The organism is Bradyrhizobium sp. KB893862 SZCCT0404, assembly GCF_018130885.1.
Lineage (GTDB): Bacteria > Pseudomonadota > Alphaproteobacteria > Rhizobiales > Xanthobacteraceae > Bradyrhizobium > Bradyrhizobium stylosanthis.
In genome coordinates this window covers 138,641-153,088 of the sequence record NZ_JAFCLT010000015.1, presented here as the reverse complement: position 1 = coordinate 153,088, position 14,448 = coordinate 138,641, and the positions used below count along the sequence as shown (strand labels likewise).

Below are 14,448 nucleotides of genomic sequence, written 5' to 3'. Positions count from 1 at the left end.
TCACGGCGTCAAGCGCCAAGGACCCAACGGCTTCCCGCCCAACCCATCCTGACAGACTTTCAAGACACAGGGACCCATGCATCCGCAGCTCCTGGGCCCCGGCTCTGCGTCGCACCGCTGCGCGCTGCGCCGCGTCCGGGGCAAGAGACCCCTTGCAGAGACTCCCTCCCTACTTCTTCTTCCCCCGCGCCTTCGGCTCGGGCGTGAGCGCCTGCGGGTCGAAGCCGACATAGAAGATGTAGGAATCGGCGACCGCGGCCGACGGCACCGGATAGGACAGGTCCTCGGCGACGAAGGTGAAGGGCACGCTGCCGCCCTCCGACATCTCGACCGTGGTCCGGTAGGCCTTCGAGGCGATCACCTTCTCGCCGACGCCGCCGTGCACCACGGCAACGCGCAAGGGGACATCGACCGTGGCGGGCGCACCGGCAGGGCCGGCGATGACGCGGCCCTGGATGCCGATCCGGGCGGTGATGCCGGCGCTGCTGCGGGAACATTCGCGCGCCATCTTGGTGATGGTGGCCTGGTAGCGGATCTCATTGCCGGTGGCAGGCTTGCCGCCGGCGCCGACTGCGTAGGTCGAGGCGCCCGCGCGCACCGTGACCTGCGGACAATCGACGTCGTCCTCGGCCGGCTGGCCGGGTGCCGGCGCCGGCTTGGCCTCGGCCGGCTCGTCGGACTTGCCGCCGAACAGGTTCTTGAAGCGGTCGGTTAGCGACTGGGCCGCCACGGGCGAGACAGAGGCGAGCGCAACCGACGACGCCAGCGCGACCGCCATGACCCGCAGCAAATTGGTCCGCGATGACCGAAGCACCTTCACCATCGACGCCCATACTCCATGACAATGTTCCGGCCGAACGGTCGGCCCAAGCGCGTTATATCGCCAAAATCGGCGAACCCAAGGCAGCAAAAAGGGTATTCGGGCCGCACGCCCCCGGCGGCTCAGCCGCGGAAATCCTCGTGCAGGAGGCCGAACAGCAGGTGGTCCTGCCAGACCCCGTTGATGCAGAGATAGCGGCGTGCGAGGCCCTCGCGGGAGAAGCCGCACTTCTCCAGCACCCGGATCGAGGGCGCATTGGTGGGGATGCAGGCGGCCTCCACGCGGTGCAGGTTGAGCTCGCCGAACAGCGTCGGCAGCAGCACCCGCAGCGCGGCCGTCATGTAGCCGCGATGGGCATGGGGCTGGCCGACCCAGTAGCCGATGGTGCCGGCCTGGACGATGCCGCGGCGAACGTTGGCCAGCGTGATGCCGCCGACCATGGCGCCGTCGAGCTCACGGAAGATCAGGAAGGGATAGGAGCGGTCCGCGGCGATGTCCTCGGAATAGCGGCGCAGGCGGCGGCGGAAGCCGGACCGGGTCAGGTCGTCCGAGGGCCAGATCGGCTCCCAGGGCGTGAGATAGTCGCGGCTGGTCTCGCGCAGATGGGCCCATTGCAGGAAGTCGGACATCTGCGGCGCGCGAAGGACCAAGCCATTGCCGCGCGGCGCGAGGGCGGCGGGTCCACTGGATGGCAGGCGAAAGAGGGCCATGGTGATGCTTCCCGGGGCGAGGCGGCCCGCGCGCGGCTCCTAATGCAGCCGCGCCTTGGCGCGTGCCCGGGTCAATCCTTCCGCAAAAGACACCGCCGTGTCCAGACCCCTGCCGCTGCCCAATGCGACCACTGCAGGGCGGCTGCGCGAAAGCAGTGCACGCGCCGCGTCCCGGGTCGATTCGACGCTGACGGCGTCGATCCGGGCCACCAGTTCCTGCACCGTCTGCGGCCGGCCATAGGCCAGCACGTGGCGGGCGAGCTGCTCGGCCCGCGACGAGCAGCTCTCCAGCGCCATCAGCAGGCCGGCCTTCATCTGCGCCTTGGCGCGCGCGATCTCCGCCTCGGTCAGGGTCTCGACCGAATCATTCATGATGTCGACCACGACCTCCATCATCTCCGGCGCATCGGCCGGATCGGTGCCGGTGTAGAGGCCGAAGAAGCCGGTGTCGGTATAGGGCGCGTGGAACGAGTAGATCGAGTAGCACAGGCCGCGCTTCTCGCGGACCTCCTGGAACAGCCGCGACGACATTCCGCCGCCGAGGATGTTGGTGAAGACCTGGAGCGAGAACAGCGACTGATCGTTCTGCGGCACGCCTTCCAGCGCCAGCGTCAGATGCGCCTGCTCGAGCTCGCGGTGCACCACCTTGGCGCCGCCCTTGCCGAACTGGGCGGCCTGCGGCTTCGGGCCCGGCGTCCCCTCGAAGCTCGCAAAGCGCTTCTCGACCTCGGCAACGACTTGCGCGTGGTCGACCGCGCCGGCGGCCGCCACCACCATGTCGGGGCCGCGATAATGCGTCGACAAATAGCCGCGCAGCATGTCGCGGTTGAAGGCGCGCAGCGTCTTCGCCGTGCCGAGCAGCGAGCGGCCCATCGGCTGGTCGGGATAGCAGAGCTCGTTGAGGTGCTCGAACACGACGTCGTCGGGCGTGTCCTGCGCGGCTCCGATCTCCTGCACGATGACGTTCTTCTCGCGCTCCAGCTCGTCCGGCTCGAAGGCGGGATTGGCGAGGATGTCGGCGAGCACGTCGAGTGCGAGCGGCACATCGGCCTTCAGCACGCGGGCATAATAGGACGTGGTCTCGGTCGAGGTGCCGGCGTTGAGGTCGCCGCCGACCGCCTCGATCTCCTCGACGATCTCGCGCGAGGTGCGCTTCGTCGTGCCCTTGAACGCCATGTGCTCGAGCAGATGCGAGATGCCGTGCTCGTTCGGCTTCTCGTCGCGTCCGCCGACGCCGGCCCAGACGCCGAGCGCGGCAGTCTCGAGATGAGGCATCTTGTCGGTGACGACGGTCAGGCCGGATGCAAGCTTGGAGATCTCGACGCTCATCCGGCAACTCCCTGTTTTGCGGCGCGGCTGACCGACAGCACGAACCGCTCGACCTCGGCCTGGTCGTTCTTCATCACCTTCATGTGTTCGGATTTGGTCATGAGGCCATCGAGCCAGGCCGGCAAATGCGGCCGCTGGCCGCAGGCCGCTTCGACCGCGTCCGGGAATTTGGCCGGATGGGCGGTGGAGAGCACGATGCTCGGAACCGTGGTGTCGGTGGTGTCGCGGTCGGCGACGGCGAGCGCCACCGCGGTATGGGGATCGACCAGTTCGCCCGCCTCGCGCCAGGCGGCGCGGATGGCGGCGGCGGTCTCGGTCTCGTCGGCGCGGCCGGCGTCGAACTCCTCGCGGATCGCGGCCAGTGTCGCATCGGGCAGCACGAAACGGCCGGACTGCTTCAACGAATCCATCAGACGGCGGACGCCGGCTGCATCGCGCTTGCCGGCCTCGAACATCAGCCGCTCGAAATTCGAGGAGATCTGGATGTCCATCGAGGGCGAGGCGGTCGCGTGCACCTCGCGCACCTCGTAGATGCCGGTCTTCAGCGTGCGCGCCAGGATGTCGTTGACGTTGGCGGCGATGCGCAGGGTGCGGACGGGAAGGCCCATGCGCTTGGCGACGTAGCCCGCGAAGATGTCGCCGAAATTACCGGTCGGCACCACGAAGTCCACCGCGCGCGCCGGCGCGCCGACGGCGACCGCGGAAGTGAAGTAGTAGACCACCTGGGCGACGATGCGCGCCCAGTTGATGGAGTTGACGCCGGACAGCGAGGTCGCATCGCGGAAGCGATGGTTGTTGAACATGCCCTTCACGAGCGCCTGGCAGTCGTCGAAATTGCCCTCGACGGCGAGGGCATGGACATTGGCTGCGCCCGTCGTCGTCATCATCCGCCGCTGCACCTCGGAGATGCGGCCGTGCGGAAACAGCACGATGAGGTCCACGTTCTCCAGGCCTGCGAACGCCTCCACCGCGGCGCCGCCGGTGTCGCCTGACGTCGCGACCACGATGGTGGTGCGCTGGCCGCGCTTGGCGAGCACGTGGTCCATTAGCCGCGAGATGAGCTGCATCGCCACGTCCTTGAAGGCGAGCGTCGGGCCGTGGAAGAGCTCCAGCACGAACTGGTGCGGCGACATCTGGCGCAGCGGCACCACGGCGGGATGGCGGAAGGTGGCATAGGCCTCGTTCGCCATACGGCCGAGCTCGGCATCGGAAATCTCGCCGCCGGCGAAGGGACGGATCACGTCGACAGCGACCTCCCAATAGGGACGGCCGAAGAAGCCGGCGATGGTCTCGGCGCTGAGCTGTGGCCACGTCGCCGGCACATACAGGCCGCCGTCACGGGCCAGCCCGGTCAACATCACGTCGCAGAAGCCGAGTTCGGGGGCCTCCCCCCGGGTCGAGATATAACGAGTCAAACTGCCCTCCAAAGGCCGGCCGAGCCTGAGCCAGATCCGTAAGCCTTTGATTTTACGAAAATACTTGTCAACAGCCAGAGGCTTCGCGCCACCATAAAGTGTTTTGCGGCATCGGGAAACCGCTTCCCACCGAGCCCTTTCCAACGAAAAAGGGCTGCGGCGATGCCGCAGCCCTCTCTTGGAAGGTCTGTCGTTGATATGTGCAGACCGGTTTTGCTCGTCCGGGACACCCGCCCGTTAAAACTGTCGGTGCAAGCTTTCGACGCCTGTCACGAAATCGTCAAGGCCAAAACCGCTGGGCCCGACGAATGTTCCTGCTTTTCCCGGCAGCCTGCGAATGACGCTCGCAGCTACGAGCCTACTGCGCAGGCGCATTGCCGCTTTTTCCCGAATTGAAGAGCAAGGCAGGAACGAACATCGCCCTCGCCCATTGTGTCGCCGGATGGCATCGACCGCCGGCGACGCATTGCCCGGCTGGCGGAGGTGCCATCCGTCGACCGAACCGCTGCATCCTGGAGCAGCCGGTTCGGTCGCTGGGGCAGGTCAGCCGATCCCGATTTCCACTGCGATCCGGATCAGGTCGGAATGGTTCTTGGCGCCCAGTTTCTGCTTGAGCAGCGAGGTGGTGTTGGCGACGGTCTTGTAGGAGATGCCGAGCGCCTCGGCGACCTCGACGATCTTGTCGCCGCGCCCGAGCAGACGAAGGATTTCCAGCTCCCGCGGCGTCATCTGCGAGGCCGGATTGGCCTTGATCGCAGCGCCTGAGAACGTCACGGCTTCGGCAAGCTGCGGCGAGATGAAGTTGTCGCCCGCGACCACCTTGCGAACCGCTTTCAGGAGGATCCGGGGATCGTCGCCCTTGGAGACATAGCCCTGCGCGCCAAGCTCGACGGCCCGCACCACAAAGGCGGGATCGTCATTCATGCTGAACATGATGATCTTGGCGTCGGGGTCGTCCTTGCGTATGCGTCGCATCAGCTCGAAACCGGAGACATCGGGCAAGCTGATGTCGATCACGGTGACATCCGGCCGCTTGCTGACATAGGCACGGTGCCCGGATTTGGCGTCTGTCGCCTCCTCGATCCGGATCGTATTGTCCGAGGCAAACAGGGTGCGACAGCCGGACAGCACAACGGGGTGGTCGTCGACAATGAGAATTCTGGTCGCCGGTTTGGCGGTATCTTGCATCGCGCGCTCTCTTGTTTTCCGACTCATAGACCGGCGGGAACAAATGGAAAGAGAAAATCCCGCCGATGCGCGTTAGAATTGGCCTAATGTGGCAACGACTTTCCTTCCGGACGCAACTGTTTCTTCCACTCGGCGCCAGTTTTCTCGCGGCGCTGGTGCTGGGCGGCATATTGCTGCAGATATTTGCAACTGGCCAGCTGGCTGACGAGAACGAGCCGGCCCGGCGCTCGACCAGGGTGATCGCCGCGGCGCTCAACAACACGCTGCGCAGTTCGGACCATCCGCAGACGACGCTGGATGCCTTCGTCCAGTCCCTGGGCACCTCCTCGGATATTCAATTCCGGGCAGCCGGCGCGGGCCCCCCTCCCTCCGCGAAGGAGGGTCTGCGCAACCTGCAGGCGGTTCCCCAATGGTTCGTCAACCTGTTGACCATGCCGGACATCGACGCGGCGTCGCCGGTGCTCATTGACGGCAGGCATGTCGGCGATCTCGTGTTCCTGCCGGACTTGTCGGCCGACCTGTTCGAGAAGTGGATCGGCTTCCTTGCCCTGACCGGCCTCGTCGTCGTGCTGATGGCGCTGACGGGCACCATCGCCTATCTCTTCGCGAAATCGGCGATGCGATCGCTGCAGCACCTCGGTGAAGGACTGACGCGAATACGACGGGGCGACTACGCGACGCCGATCCCGGTCGGAGGACCGCCGGAGGTGCGGCGCAGCTGCGAGGCGGCGAATGCCCTGTCCACGACGCTCGCGCAATTGAGTCAGGACAATCGCGACCTGTTGCACCGCCTGGTGTCGCTTCAGGACGATGAGCGGCGCGATCTCGCCCGCGAGCTGCACGACGAGCTCGGCCCGCTGCTGTTCAGCATCCGCGCCGGCACGATCTCGCTGATGGAAGCCGCCTCCCCGCCGCCGGGAAATCTCGGCAATTCGGCGGAGGACGTGCTGCAATCGGTCGAGGCGCTGCAGCAGACCAACCGCCGCATCCTCGACCGGCTGCGCCCGCTCTACATCGAAGAGCTGGGGCTCGAGACGAGTGTGCAGACGCTGCTGCAGAACTTTCGCAAGCAGGCACCGCATATCGGCCTGACGTCCACGATCGATCCCGGCCTCAACGCGATCGACGGACCGCTTGCCCAGACCGTCTATCGCGTCATCCAGGAGGCGCTGACCAACGTGCTGCGCCATGCCGGGGCCAACCATGCCCATGTGCAGGCGACCATCGCGGGCGACGCGCTCGACATCGAGGTCTCCGACGATGGCGGCGGATTTCCCGAGGGCAACAGGTTCGGCCGCGGCCTGACCGGCATGCACGAGCGCGCGCGCGCACTCAGCGGATCGCTGTCATTGCTGCGCGCGGATCAACGAACCTATGTGCGCTGCCGCTTGCCCATCGAAAGGGTGCGAAACGCGCCCGCGTGAGGCGTCACGCGGATCATGCGTCAGCAGGCGCAGCCCTCGTGGGCGTTCTGTCGCGAGGGCGTGCACAGCGTGCTGTAGATCTTGCCTTCCGGGCTGAAACGAAACGAGGCGTGGATACGCAGCGCGCCGGCGACGGAATATTCGAGATCGACGCCATGCGGCGCCGGCTCGATCTCCTCCAGGCCGAAACCCGCCGCCAGATAGGCGCTGAGCCGCGAGCCCCAATAGCTTTCGAGTTCGCGCCGGCCGCGATGATAATGCTGCGTGCCGTTGCACGTGCATTCGACCTGCGCATCGTCGGCATAGAGGTCGAGCAACATCGTAAGGTCGCCCGTCCTGCAGGCATCCACCCAATCGACGACAACACCCATCTGATCAAAATCACTCACGGCGCATTCCTGTTCTGCCGCGGACAAACTCAAGCGCGGCTTAGGATCACAGTCGTGAATATGTGCTGAATAATAAAGCCCGGACGATTCCGGGTTCCCACCGGGAACCTACGGGCGTCCCTGGCTTTCCCGCCGCGTTCTCACCCAGACGCCGAATGCGATCAGCACAGAGCCTGCGAGCGTGAACCAGGTGATGGCGTATTGCAGATGGTCGTCCTTCAGATGCACGTCGAGCGGCCCCGGACGCGGGACGTTGTTCTCCGGCGCCGGCTGCTCGAGGTCAACGTAGAACGGCGCCACCGCGCCCCAGCCAAGCGCGCTTGCGATCGCCCGATGATCGCGCACGAACCACAGCCGCTTGTCGCGATTCTCCGCCGGATTCATCCAGCCCGAGGCCTCCGGAAAGCGGAGATAGCCGGTGAGCACGACCGGCTGTCCGGTGACGAGCTTCTTCACCGCGCGATCCTCCACGCTGCGGTCCTGCATCGTGTTCTCGACGAAGCCGGCGTCGATTACGACGACCTCGCCGCCTGCAAGCCGCGCCGGCAGGAACGCCCAGGTGCCGGGGCCGGAGGCATCCTTGCGCACGGCCGAGCCGGACGAATAGACCATCGCGTCGGGCAAGGGCGCGTAGGTGGCGGTGAAGGTGACGCGGCGGAATTCGTCGCGTGCGGGATCGAGCGCGGCCCACTGCGCGGGCGAAGGCAGCGCGACGGGCGCCTGCGCGAGCCGCTCGGTGAGGGCCGCGACCAGCTCGTGCTTCGCGGTACGGCGCTGCAGCTGCCAGACGCCGAGCGCCACGAAGACGGCGGTCAGGAAAAGCGTGAACAGCGCGAAGCCGGCCACGCGAGGCTTGCGCGCGGTTGAGTTCATTTCGCGCGGTCGATCAGCCGGCCCGGCGCCGCCTTGTGGTGGTATTGCAGCGCGATCAGCAGGGCCTTCATGGAGCGCAGCGGCAACAGCGTGGTGGCGAGGATCAGCGGCAGCCAGAGCACCGCATGCAGCCAGAACGGCGGCTGATATTTGACCTCGACCACCAGCGCGCAGCCGACGACGATCGCGCCCGCCAGCATGATGATGAAGATCGCCGGACCGTCGCCGGCATCGATGAAGGCATAGTCGAGCCCGCAGCGGTCGCAAGCGGGGGCAAGCGTCAGGAAGCCCGCATAGAGCTTGCCCTGGCCGCAGCGCGGACATTTGCAGGCAAGCCCGCGCAGCGCGCTTTGCAGGACGGTGGTTTCGGGCTCCGAGGGGCCGGCGGTGTCGTTCATGATGGCAGACTCTATCACAGTTCCGCCGAAACCTGCGGCGGGCAGAAAGCGAAAGGGCGGCCCTGCGGCCGCCCTTTCCCATCAATCCATTGCGGCTCAGTGCGCGCCGTGAGCCATGGCCTCGGCACCGTGTCCCCAGACATAGATGCAGAGGAACAGGAACAGCCAGACCACGTCGACGAAGTGCCAGTACCAGGCGGCGAATTCGAAGCCGAGGTGCTGCTTCGGCGTGAAGTGGCCGGCATAGGCGCGGAACAGGCAGACCAGCAGGAAGATGGTGCCGACCAGCACGTGGAAGCCGTGGAAGCCGGTCGCCATGAAGAAGGTCGCGCCATAGACGTTGCCGGCGAAGGAGAACGCCGCGTGGCTGTACTCATAGGCCTGCACGCAGGTGAAGAGCGCGCCGAGCACGACGGTGAGGATCAGGCCGTATTTGAGGCCCTGGCGATCGTTCTCGAGCAGCGCATGGTGCGCCCAGGTCACGGTGGTGCCCGACGTCAGCAGGATCAGCGTGTTCAGCAGCGGCAGGTGCCAGGGATCGAAGGTCTCGATGCCCTTCGGCGGCCAGGTGCCGGGGACCGCGCAGGCGCCGGCCTGGGTGCCGAGGCCGCAGCCGAACACGGCGTCGCGGGTGGCGTGGACGGCGTCGGCCGGAAACAGCGCTGCGTTGAAATAGGCCCAGAACCAGGCCACGAAGAACATCACCTCGGAGGCGATGAACAGGATCATGCCGTAGCGGTGATGCAGCTGCACGACGCGGGTGTGGTCGCCCTTGTACTGGGCTTCCTTGATCACGTCGGCCCACCAGCTCGCCATGGTGTAGAGCACGCCGACGGTGCCGACACCGAACACGATCGGCGCCGCCGAGAACATGTGATGCATCCAGGCAATCGCGCCGACCGCCATGATGAAGGCCGAGAGCGAACCGACGGCCGGCCAGGGAGAGGGATCGACCAGGTGATAGTCGTGTTGCTTGCCTTGAGCCGTAGCCATTTCCGTCTCTCTCCTCAATCCCGTGCCTATCAGGCACTTATCCCCTTGTTTCCAACCTGCCGCGCCCAAAGCCCGGCGATCAGAGATTTCCCTTGCGTTTGTCGTTCTCGCCGGATGCGAGCGGCTTCACCACCGGATCCTTCACCGGATAGAACGTGTAGGACAGCGTGATCGTGTTCAGCCCGTCGTTCTCGTGGTCGTCGGCGAGCGACGGATCGACGTAGAACACCACCGGCATCTCGCGCTTCTCGCCGGGCGCCATGGTCTGCTCGGTGAAGCAGAAGCAATTGATCTTCTGGAAGTAGGAGCCGACCGTCAGCGGCGCGACATTGTAGGCGGCCTGGCCTGCGGTGGTCCGCGCGGCCTGGTTGGTCACGGTGTAGAACACGGTCACGACCTGGCCGATATTGACCTCGATCTCGCTCTGCTCCGGCTCGAACTTCCAGGGCAGGCCCGGCGCGACGTTGGAATCGAAACGCACCGCGATCTTCCGCGCGATCGGACCGGTGGTGGGCGCCGAGGTCGCGACCTGGGTGGTGCCGTTGAAGCCTGTGGCGCGGCAGAACCAGTTGTAGAACGGCACCGCCGCGTAGGAGGCGCCGACCATCAGCGCCACCACGGCGCCGCAGATCGAGGCGACCACCACATCACGCCCCAGCCCGCGGCCCTTGGCGGCCCCATTGGCCGGCTTGGCGCTGACATCCTGCGATATGGTCGGCTCGTGATCCATGTTTCCTACATCGGCCGGACTAGCACCGCCGGTCCCTTGACCATGGTGACGGCGAAGAACAGAACGACGAGCACGCCGAGCGCGAGCGCGATCGCGATCGAGCGCTGACGACGGCTCTTCTTCTGCGCCTCGGTGAGGACGATTCCATCTGGCTCGGGTTTGTCGGCCATTGCTGCGATCATGCGCCCCCAACCATCGGAGCAAGCGCCCGGAACACGACCTCGGCCAGCAGGGTCGCAAACAGCGCGAACAGATACAGGATCGAGAAGGCGAACAATTTGCGGGTCGCGCGCAGCGACTGGCTGCGCTCGCGGCGCAGATAGACGTTGATCGCGAGCACCAGCATTCCGGCGCCAAGGATCAGCGAGACCACGCCATAGACGGCATCGAAATAGCCGAGCGCCCAGGGCGCGGCGGCGACCGCGATCAGCACGATGGTGTAGAGCAGGATCTGCAGACGCGTCGCGTCGGGACCGGCGACGTTGGGCAGCATCGGAATGCCGGCGCGCGCATAATCGTCGGAGCGGAACAGCGCCAGCGCCCAGAAATGCGGCGGCGTCCAGAAGAAGATGATGGCGAACAGCAGCAGCGGCTCGACGTCGACCGTGCCGGTGACCGCGGCCCAGGCCACCACCGGCGGCAGCGCGCCGGCGGCGCCGCCGATCACGATGTTCTGCGTGGTCCAGCGCTTCAGGCCCATCGTGTAGATCACGACGTAGAAGAAGATGGTGAAGGCGAGCAGCGCGCCCGCGATCCAGTTGACGAGGATGCCCAGCGTCATCACCGAGAAGAAGGACAGCGTCAGGCCGAATGCCATCGCTTCGCCGCGGGTGATGCGGCCGCGCGGGATCGGCCGGTTCGCCGTGCGCGACATCTTGGCGTCGATGTCGCCTTCCAGCGCCATGTTGAGCGCGCCGGAGGCACCGGCACCGACGGCGATGCAGAGCAGCGAAGTGATCGCCAGCACCCAGTGGAAATGCCCGGGCGCCATCGCCATGCCGACCAGCGCGGTGAAGATCACCAGCGACATCACCCGCGGCTTGAGGAGCGCGAGATAATCGCCAACCTCCGCTTCGGAGATGCGGGGATTGATATCGATGGCGTTCTGGTCGAGGACGGACACTAGTTCAACTCGCTTCGTTATAGAGCCGCGGCGCCCATGGCGGGCGCCGCGGAAGATGGCTTACTGCACGCGGGGCAGCACTTCGAACTGATGGAAGGGCGGCGGCGAGGGCAGCGTCCACTCCAGCGTGGTCGCGCCCGCACCCCACGGATTGTTGCCCGCCGGGACCTTCTTCATGAAAGCGTCGAGCACGCAGTAGAGGAAGATCAGCACGCCGAAGCCGGAGATGTAGGAGCCGACCGACGACACCAGGTTCCAGCCCGCGAACGCGTCGGGATAGTCGACGTAGCGGCGCGGCATGCCCGACAGGCCGAGGAAGTGCTGCGGGAAGAACACGAGGTTCACGCCGATGAAGGTGACCCAGAAATGCGCCTTCGCCAGCGTCTCGTTGTACATGTAGCCCGTCATCTTCGGGAACCAGTAGTACCAGCCGGCAAAGATGCCGAACACCGCGCCGAGCGACAGCACGTAGTGGAAGTGCGCGACGACGTAATAGGTCTCCTGCAGCACGCGATCGACGCCGGCGTTCGCCAGCACGACGCCGGTGACGCCGCCGACCGTGAACAGGAAGATGAAGCCCACCGCCCAGATCATCGGGGCGCGGAAATCGATCGAGCCGCCCCACATCGTGGCGATCCACGAGAAGATCTTCACGCCGGTCGGGACCGCGATGACCATGGTCGCAGCAACGAAGTAGGCCTGCGTCGCCGAGGACATGCCGACCGTGTACATGTGGTGTGCCCACACCACGAAGCCGATGCCGCCGATCGCGACCATGGCGTAGGCCATGCCGAGATAGCCGAACACGGGCTTGCGCGAGAAGGTCGAGACGATCTGGCTGACCATTCCGAAGGCCGGCAGGATCAGGATGTACACCTCGGGGTGGCCGAAGAACCAGAACAGATGCTGGAACAGCACGGGGTCGCCGCCGCCGTCGGGCGCGAAGAACGTCGTGCCGAAATTGCGGTCGGTGAGCAGCATCGTGATCGCACCGGCGAGCACCGGCAGCGACAGCAGCAGCAGGAACACCGTCACCAGGATCGACCACACGAACAGCGGCATCTTGTGCAGGGTCATGCCCGGCGCGCGCATGTTGAAGATGGTGGTGATGAAGTTGATGGCACCGAGGATCGACGAAGCGCCCGCCAGATGCAGCGACAGGATCGCGAAGTCGACCGCCGGGCCCGGGTGACCGGAGCTCGACAGCGGCACGTACATGGTCCAGCCGGCGCCGACGCCGTTGGCACCGGGCTCGCCCTCGACGAAGGTCGACATCAGCAGCAGCGCGAAGGAGGCCGGCAGCAGCCAGAACGAGATGTTGTTCATGCGCGGGAAGGCCATGTCGGGCGCACCGATCATCAGCGGCACGAACCAGTTGCCGAAGCCGCCGATCATCGCCGGCATGACCATGAAGAAGATCATGATCAGGCCGTGGGAGGTCACGAAGACGTTGTAGGTGTGCGTCTCGTGGAAGATCTGCACGCCCGGATACATCAGCTCGGCACGGATCGCGATCGACATCGCGGCACCGATGATGCCCGCGATGACCGCGAAGATCAGGTACATCGTGCCGATGTCCTTGTGGTTGGTCGAATAGACGTAGCGCCGCCATCCGGTCGGATGGGCGTGCTCGTGGTCATGTCCGTGGTCTTGCGCGTGATCGCCGTGTGCCGCTGCGCTGGTTGCCATTTTCAAATCCTGCCTTGCGTCCCAATCGGACCTTTGGAGGTCCCGCCCTTTATTTCGCTTTCGATCCCCTCGAGCCTGGACCCGGCGCTTACTGCGTCGGGCCGGCCGCGGAGGCGTAGGTGCTGGTGCCGCCGCTCGCAAACTTCTTCTTCGCCGTCTCGACCCAGGAGGCGAACTCCTTGTCCTCCACGACGCGAATCGCGATCGGCATGAAGGCGTGGTCCTTGCCGCAAAGCTCCGAACACTGGCCGTAGAACATGCCGGTCTTGGTGGCCTTGAACCAGGTCTCGTTCAGCCGCCCCGGAATGGCGTCGATCTTGACGCCGAAAGCCGGCAGCGCGAAGGCGTGGATGACGTCGGCGCCCGTGACCTGGACGCGAATCACCTTGTTGACCGGCACCACCATCTCGTTGTCGACGCCGAGCAGGCGGGGCTGCTTGTCCTGGGCCATCAGCGAGTCGAACTCGAACTTGCCGTTATCGGGATAGGCATACGACCAGTACCACTGCTTGCCCGTCGCCTTGATGGTCAGGTCCGCCTTCGGCACGTCGAGCTCCAGGAACAGCAGGCGGAACGACGGCACCGCGATGCCGACCAGGATCAGCACCGGAACCAGGGTCCACACCACCTCGATCAGCGTGTTGTGGGTCGTCCGCGACGGCACCGGATTGGCCTTCGCATTGAACTTGAGCACCACGACCACCAGCAGCGCCAGGACGAACAGCGTGATCAGGGTGATCAACACGAACAGGAAGTTGTGGAACCAGACGATGTTATCCATCACCGGCGAGGCGGACTGCTGGAGCGTCCACTCCCACGGCGCCGGCTGTCCAAGCTCGGCGAATGCCGAACCGCCCGTCGCCAGCGTCAGGCCAGCAACGGCCAATCCCAGCATATGCCGGCCTACCCGGCCCATCGACATCCTCATGCCGTCGCGCTCCCCTTACGAAATCACCCCAAGTGCACTCCCCTATTTCTGGGGAACGCTTATTCGATTCGTCCGTCTGACAAACCGCCGCTCAAGAATACCTCTAAGAGGAATTGGGGCCAGATCGCTAGAACGCCGAAATCAAGCCTCTCAAACCATAATTCTTGATCTATCGCAATGCAGTCTTGAGGCCCGTCTGTCAGCGATCACCCGCAAGATATTTCCTAGTAAGATCAGACAAAAATACCGTTTCCCGGGATGGCGCGGCTTGACAGCGGAATTGCCCGCTGTAGGCACTTGCGAACGGCCGCACAGGAACCTGATTCGTGCCGGCGGCGGCGGCCACGGCGGCGCGGAATTTGCTTGGGAATTGCCTTCAAGACGCCGTCATTTCCGTATCAGTCCACCCGCGCAAGCGACCCAAGCGAGCAGAGGGACC

15 protein-coding genes are annotated in these 14,448 nt (G+C 65.4%); 1 reads left to right on the top strand and 14 read right to left on the bottom strand.

What is annotated here, in order from left to right:
* Nucleotides 1-169 precede the first annotated feature (169 nt).
* From JQ617_RS37235 to JQ617_RS37215, 5 genes are all read right to left on the bottom strand, one after another.
* Nucleotides 170-823, bottom strand: coding sequence for a hypothetical protein (locus tag JQ617_RS37235; protein WP_212030682.1), 654 nt, complete (start codon nt 821-823; stop codon nt 170-172).
* Between the two features lie 119 nt (nt 824-942).
* Nucleotides 943-1,530 (bottom strand): GNAT family N-acetyltransferase, encoded by a 588-nt coding sequence (locus tag JQ617_RS37230; protein WP_063686532.1) that lies wholly within the window; start codon nt 1,528-1,530, stop codon nt 943-945.
* Between the two features lie 39 nt (nt 1,531-1,569).
* Complete coding sequence (locus JQ617_RS37225; RefSeq protein ID WP_212030681.1) at nt 1,570-2,859, bottom strand: M16 family metallopeptidase; 1,290 nt, start codon at nt 2,857-2,859, stop codon at nt 1,570-1,572.
* Nucleotides 2,856-4,274 carry a threonine synthase gene (thrC, locus tag JQ617_RS37220; RefSeq protein ID WP_212030680.1) on the bottom strand — a complete coding sequence of 473 codons (1,419 nt, stop codon included), beginning with the start codon at nt 4,272-4,274 and terminating at the stop codon, nt 2,856-2,858. The genes JQ617_RS37225 and thrC overlap by 4 nt, the downstream gene beginning before the upstream one ends.
* A 543-nt stretch (nt 4,275-4,817) precedes the next feature.
* Nucleotides 4,818-5,462, bottom strand: coding sequence for a response regulator transcription factor (locus JQ617_RS37215; protein WP_063686526.1), 645 nt, complete (start codon nt 5,460-5,462; stop codon nt 4,818-4,820).
* 86 nt (nt 5,463-5,548) lie between these two features.
* Here JQ617_RS37215 and JQ617_RS37210 point away from each other — a divergent pair, with 86 nt between their 5' ends.
* On the top strand, nt 5,549-6,886 hold the full coding sequence (locus JQ617_RS37210; RefSeq protein ID WP_212030679.1) for a histidine kinase: 1,338 nt from the start codon (nt 5,549-5,551) through the stop codon (nt 6,884-6,886).
* 20 nt (nt 6,887-6,906) lie between these two features.
* Here the strand turns inward: JQ617_RS37210 and JQ617_RS37205 are convergent, their stop codons facing one another.
* The 9 genes from JQ617_RS37205 to coxB form a co-directional block, all read right to left on the bottom strand.
* Nucleotides 6,907-7,275: a Cif family virulence factor gene (locus JQ617_RS37205; RefSeq protein ID WP_212030678.1), complete on the bottom strand. Its 369-nt coding sequence runs from the start codon at nt 7,273-7,275 to the stop codon at nt 6,907-6,909.
* Between the two features lie 108 nt (nt 7,276-7,383).
* A complete protein-coding gene (locus JQ617_RS37200; RefSeq protein WP_212030677.1) occupies nt 7,384-8,148 on the bottom strand; it encodes an SURF1 family protein in 765 nt (254 codons plus the stop codon).
* Nucleotides 8,145-8,546, bottom strand: coding sequence for a DUF983 domain-containing protein (locus tag JQ617_RS37195; protein WP_063686518.1), 402 nt, complete (start codon nt 8,544-8,546; stop codon nt 8,145-8,147). Before JQ617_RS37195 ends, JQ617_RS37200 begins: the two co-directional genes overlap by 4 nt.
* 96 nt (nt 8,547-8,642) lie before the next feature.
* A complete protein-coding gene (locus tag JQ617_RS37190; RefSeq protein ID WP_212030676.1) occupies nt 8,643-9,539 on the bottom strand; it encodes a cytochrome c oxidase subunit 3 in 897 nt (298 codons plus the stop codon).
* Between the two features lie 79 nt (nt 9,540-9,618).
* Nucleotides 9,619-10,269 (bottom strand): cytochrome c oxidase assembly protein, encoded by a 651-nt coding sequence (locus JQ617_RS37185; RefSeq protein ID WP_212030675.1) that lies wholly within the window; start codon nt 10,267-10,269, stop codon nt 9,619-9,621.
* Between the two features lie 5 nt (nt 10,270-10,274).
* Nucleotides 10,275-10,451 carry a cytochrome c oxidase system small membrane protein gene (locus JQ617_RS37180; RefSeq protein WP_063686513.1) on the bottom strand — a complete coding sequence of 59 codons (177 nt, stop codon included), beginning with the start codon at nt 10,449-10,451 and terminating at the stop codon, nt 10,275-10,277.
* Nucleotides 10,448-11,392: a heme o synthase gene (locus tag JQ617_RS37175; protein ID WP_063686511.1), complete on the bottom strand. Its 945-nt coding sequence runs from the start codon at nt 11,390-11,392 to the stop codon at nt 10,448-10,450. Before JQ617_RS37175 ends, JQ617_RS37180 begins: the two co-directional genes overlap by 4 nt.
* A 60-nt stretch (nt 11,393-11,452) precedes the next feature.
* Nucleotides 11,453-13,081: a cytochrome c oxidase subunit I gene (gene ctaD / locus JQ617_RS37170; protein ID WP_063686509.1), complete on the bottom strand. Its 1,629-nt coding sequence runs from the start codon at nt 13,079-13,081 to the stop codon at nt 11,453-11,455.
* A gap of 88 nt (nt 13,082-13,169) precedes the next feature.
* Nucleotides 13,170-14,009, bottom strand: a complete 840-nt coding sequence (gene coxB / locus JQ617_RS37165) for a cytochrome c oxidase subunit II (protein ID WP_063686507.1) — start codon at nt 14,007-14,009, stop codon at nt 13,170-13,172.
* Between the last annotated feature and the right edge of the window lie 439 nt (nt 14,010-14,448).

What these genes read in the sequence shown, in the direction of transcription:
- JQ617_RS37235 (WP_212030682.1), bottom strand. Translation starts at nt 823, where the DNA reads ATGGTGAAGGTGCTTCGGTCATCGCGGACCAATTTGCTGCGGGTCATG.
- JQ617_RS37230 (WP_063686532.1), bottom strand. Translation starts at nt 1,530, where the DNA reads ATGGCCCTCTTTCGCCTGCCATCCAGTGGACCCGCCGCCCTCGCGCCG.
- JQ617_RS37225 (WP_212030681.1), bottom strand. Translation starts at nt 2,859, where the DNA reads ATGAGCGTCGAGATCTCCAAGCTTGCATCCGGCCTGACCGTCGTCACC.
- JQ617_RS37215 (WP_063686526.1), bottom strand. Translation starts at nt 5,462, where the DNA reads ATGCAAGATACCGCCAAACCGGCGACCAGAATTCTCATTGTCGACGAC.
- JQ617_RS37210 (WP_212030679.1), top strand. Translation starts at nt 5,549, where the DNA reads ATGTGGCAACGACTTTCCTTCCGGACGCAACTGTTTCTTCCACTCGGC.
- JQ617_RS37200 (WP_212030677.1), bottom strand. Translation starts at nt 8,148, where the DNA reads ATGAACTCAACCGCGCGCAAGCCTCGCGTGGCCGGCTTCGCGCTGTTC.
- JQ617_RS37195 (WP_063686518.1), bottom strand. Translation starts at nt 8,546, where the DNA reads ATGAACGACACCGCCGGCCCCTCGGAGCCCGAAACCACCGTCCTGCAA.
- JQ617_RS37190 (WP_212030676.1), bottom strand. Translation starts at nt 9,539, where the DNA reads ATGGCTACGGCTCAAGGCAAGCAACACGACTATCACCTGGTCGATCCC.
- JQ617_RS37185 (WP_212030675.1), bottom strand. Translation starts at nt 10,269, where the DNA reads ATGGATCACGAGCCGACCATATCGCAGGATGTCAGCGCCAAGCCGGCC.
- JQ617_RS37180 (WP_063686513.1), bottom strand. Translation starts at nt 10,451, where the DNA reads ATGATCGCAGCAATGGCCGACAAACCCGAGCCAGATGGAATCGTCCTC.
- ctaD (WP_063686509.1), bottom strand. Translation starts at nt 13,081, where the DNA reads ATGGCAACCAGCGCAGCGGCACACGGCGATCACGCGCAAGACCACGGA.
- coxB (WP_063686507.1), bottom strand. Translation starts at nt 14,009, where the DNA reads ATGAGGATGTCGATGGGCCGGGTAGGCCGGCATATGCTGGGATTGGCC.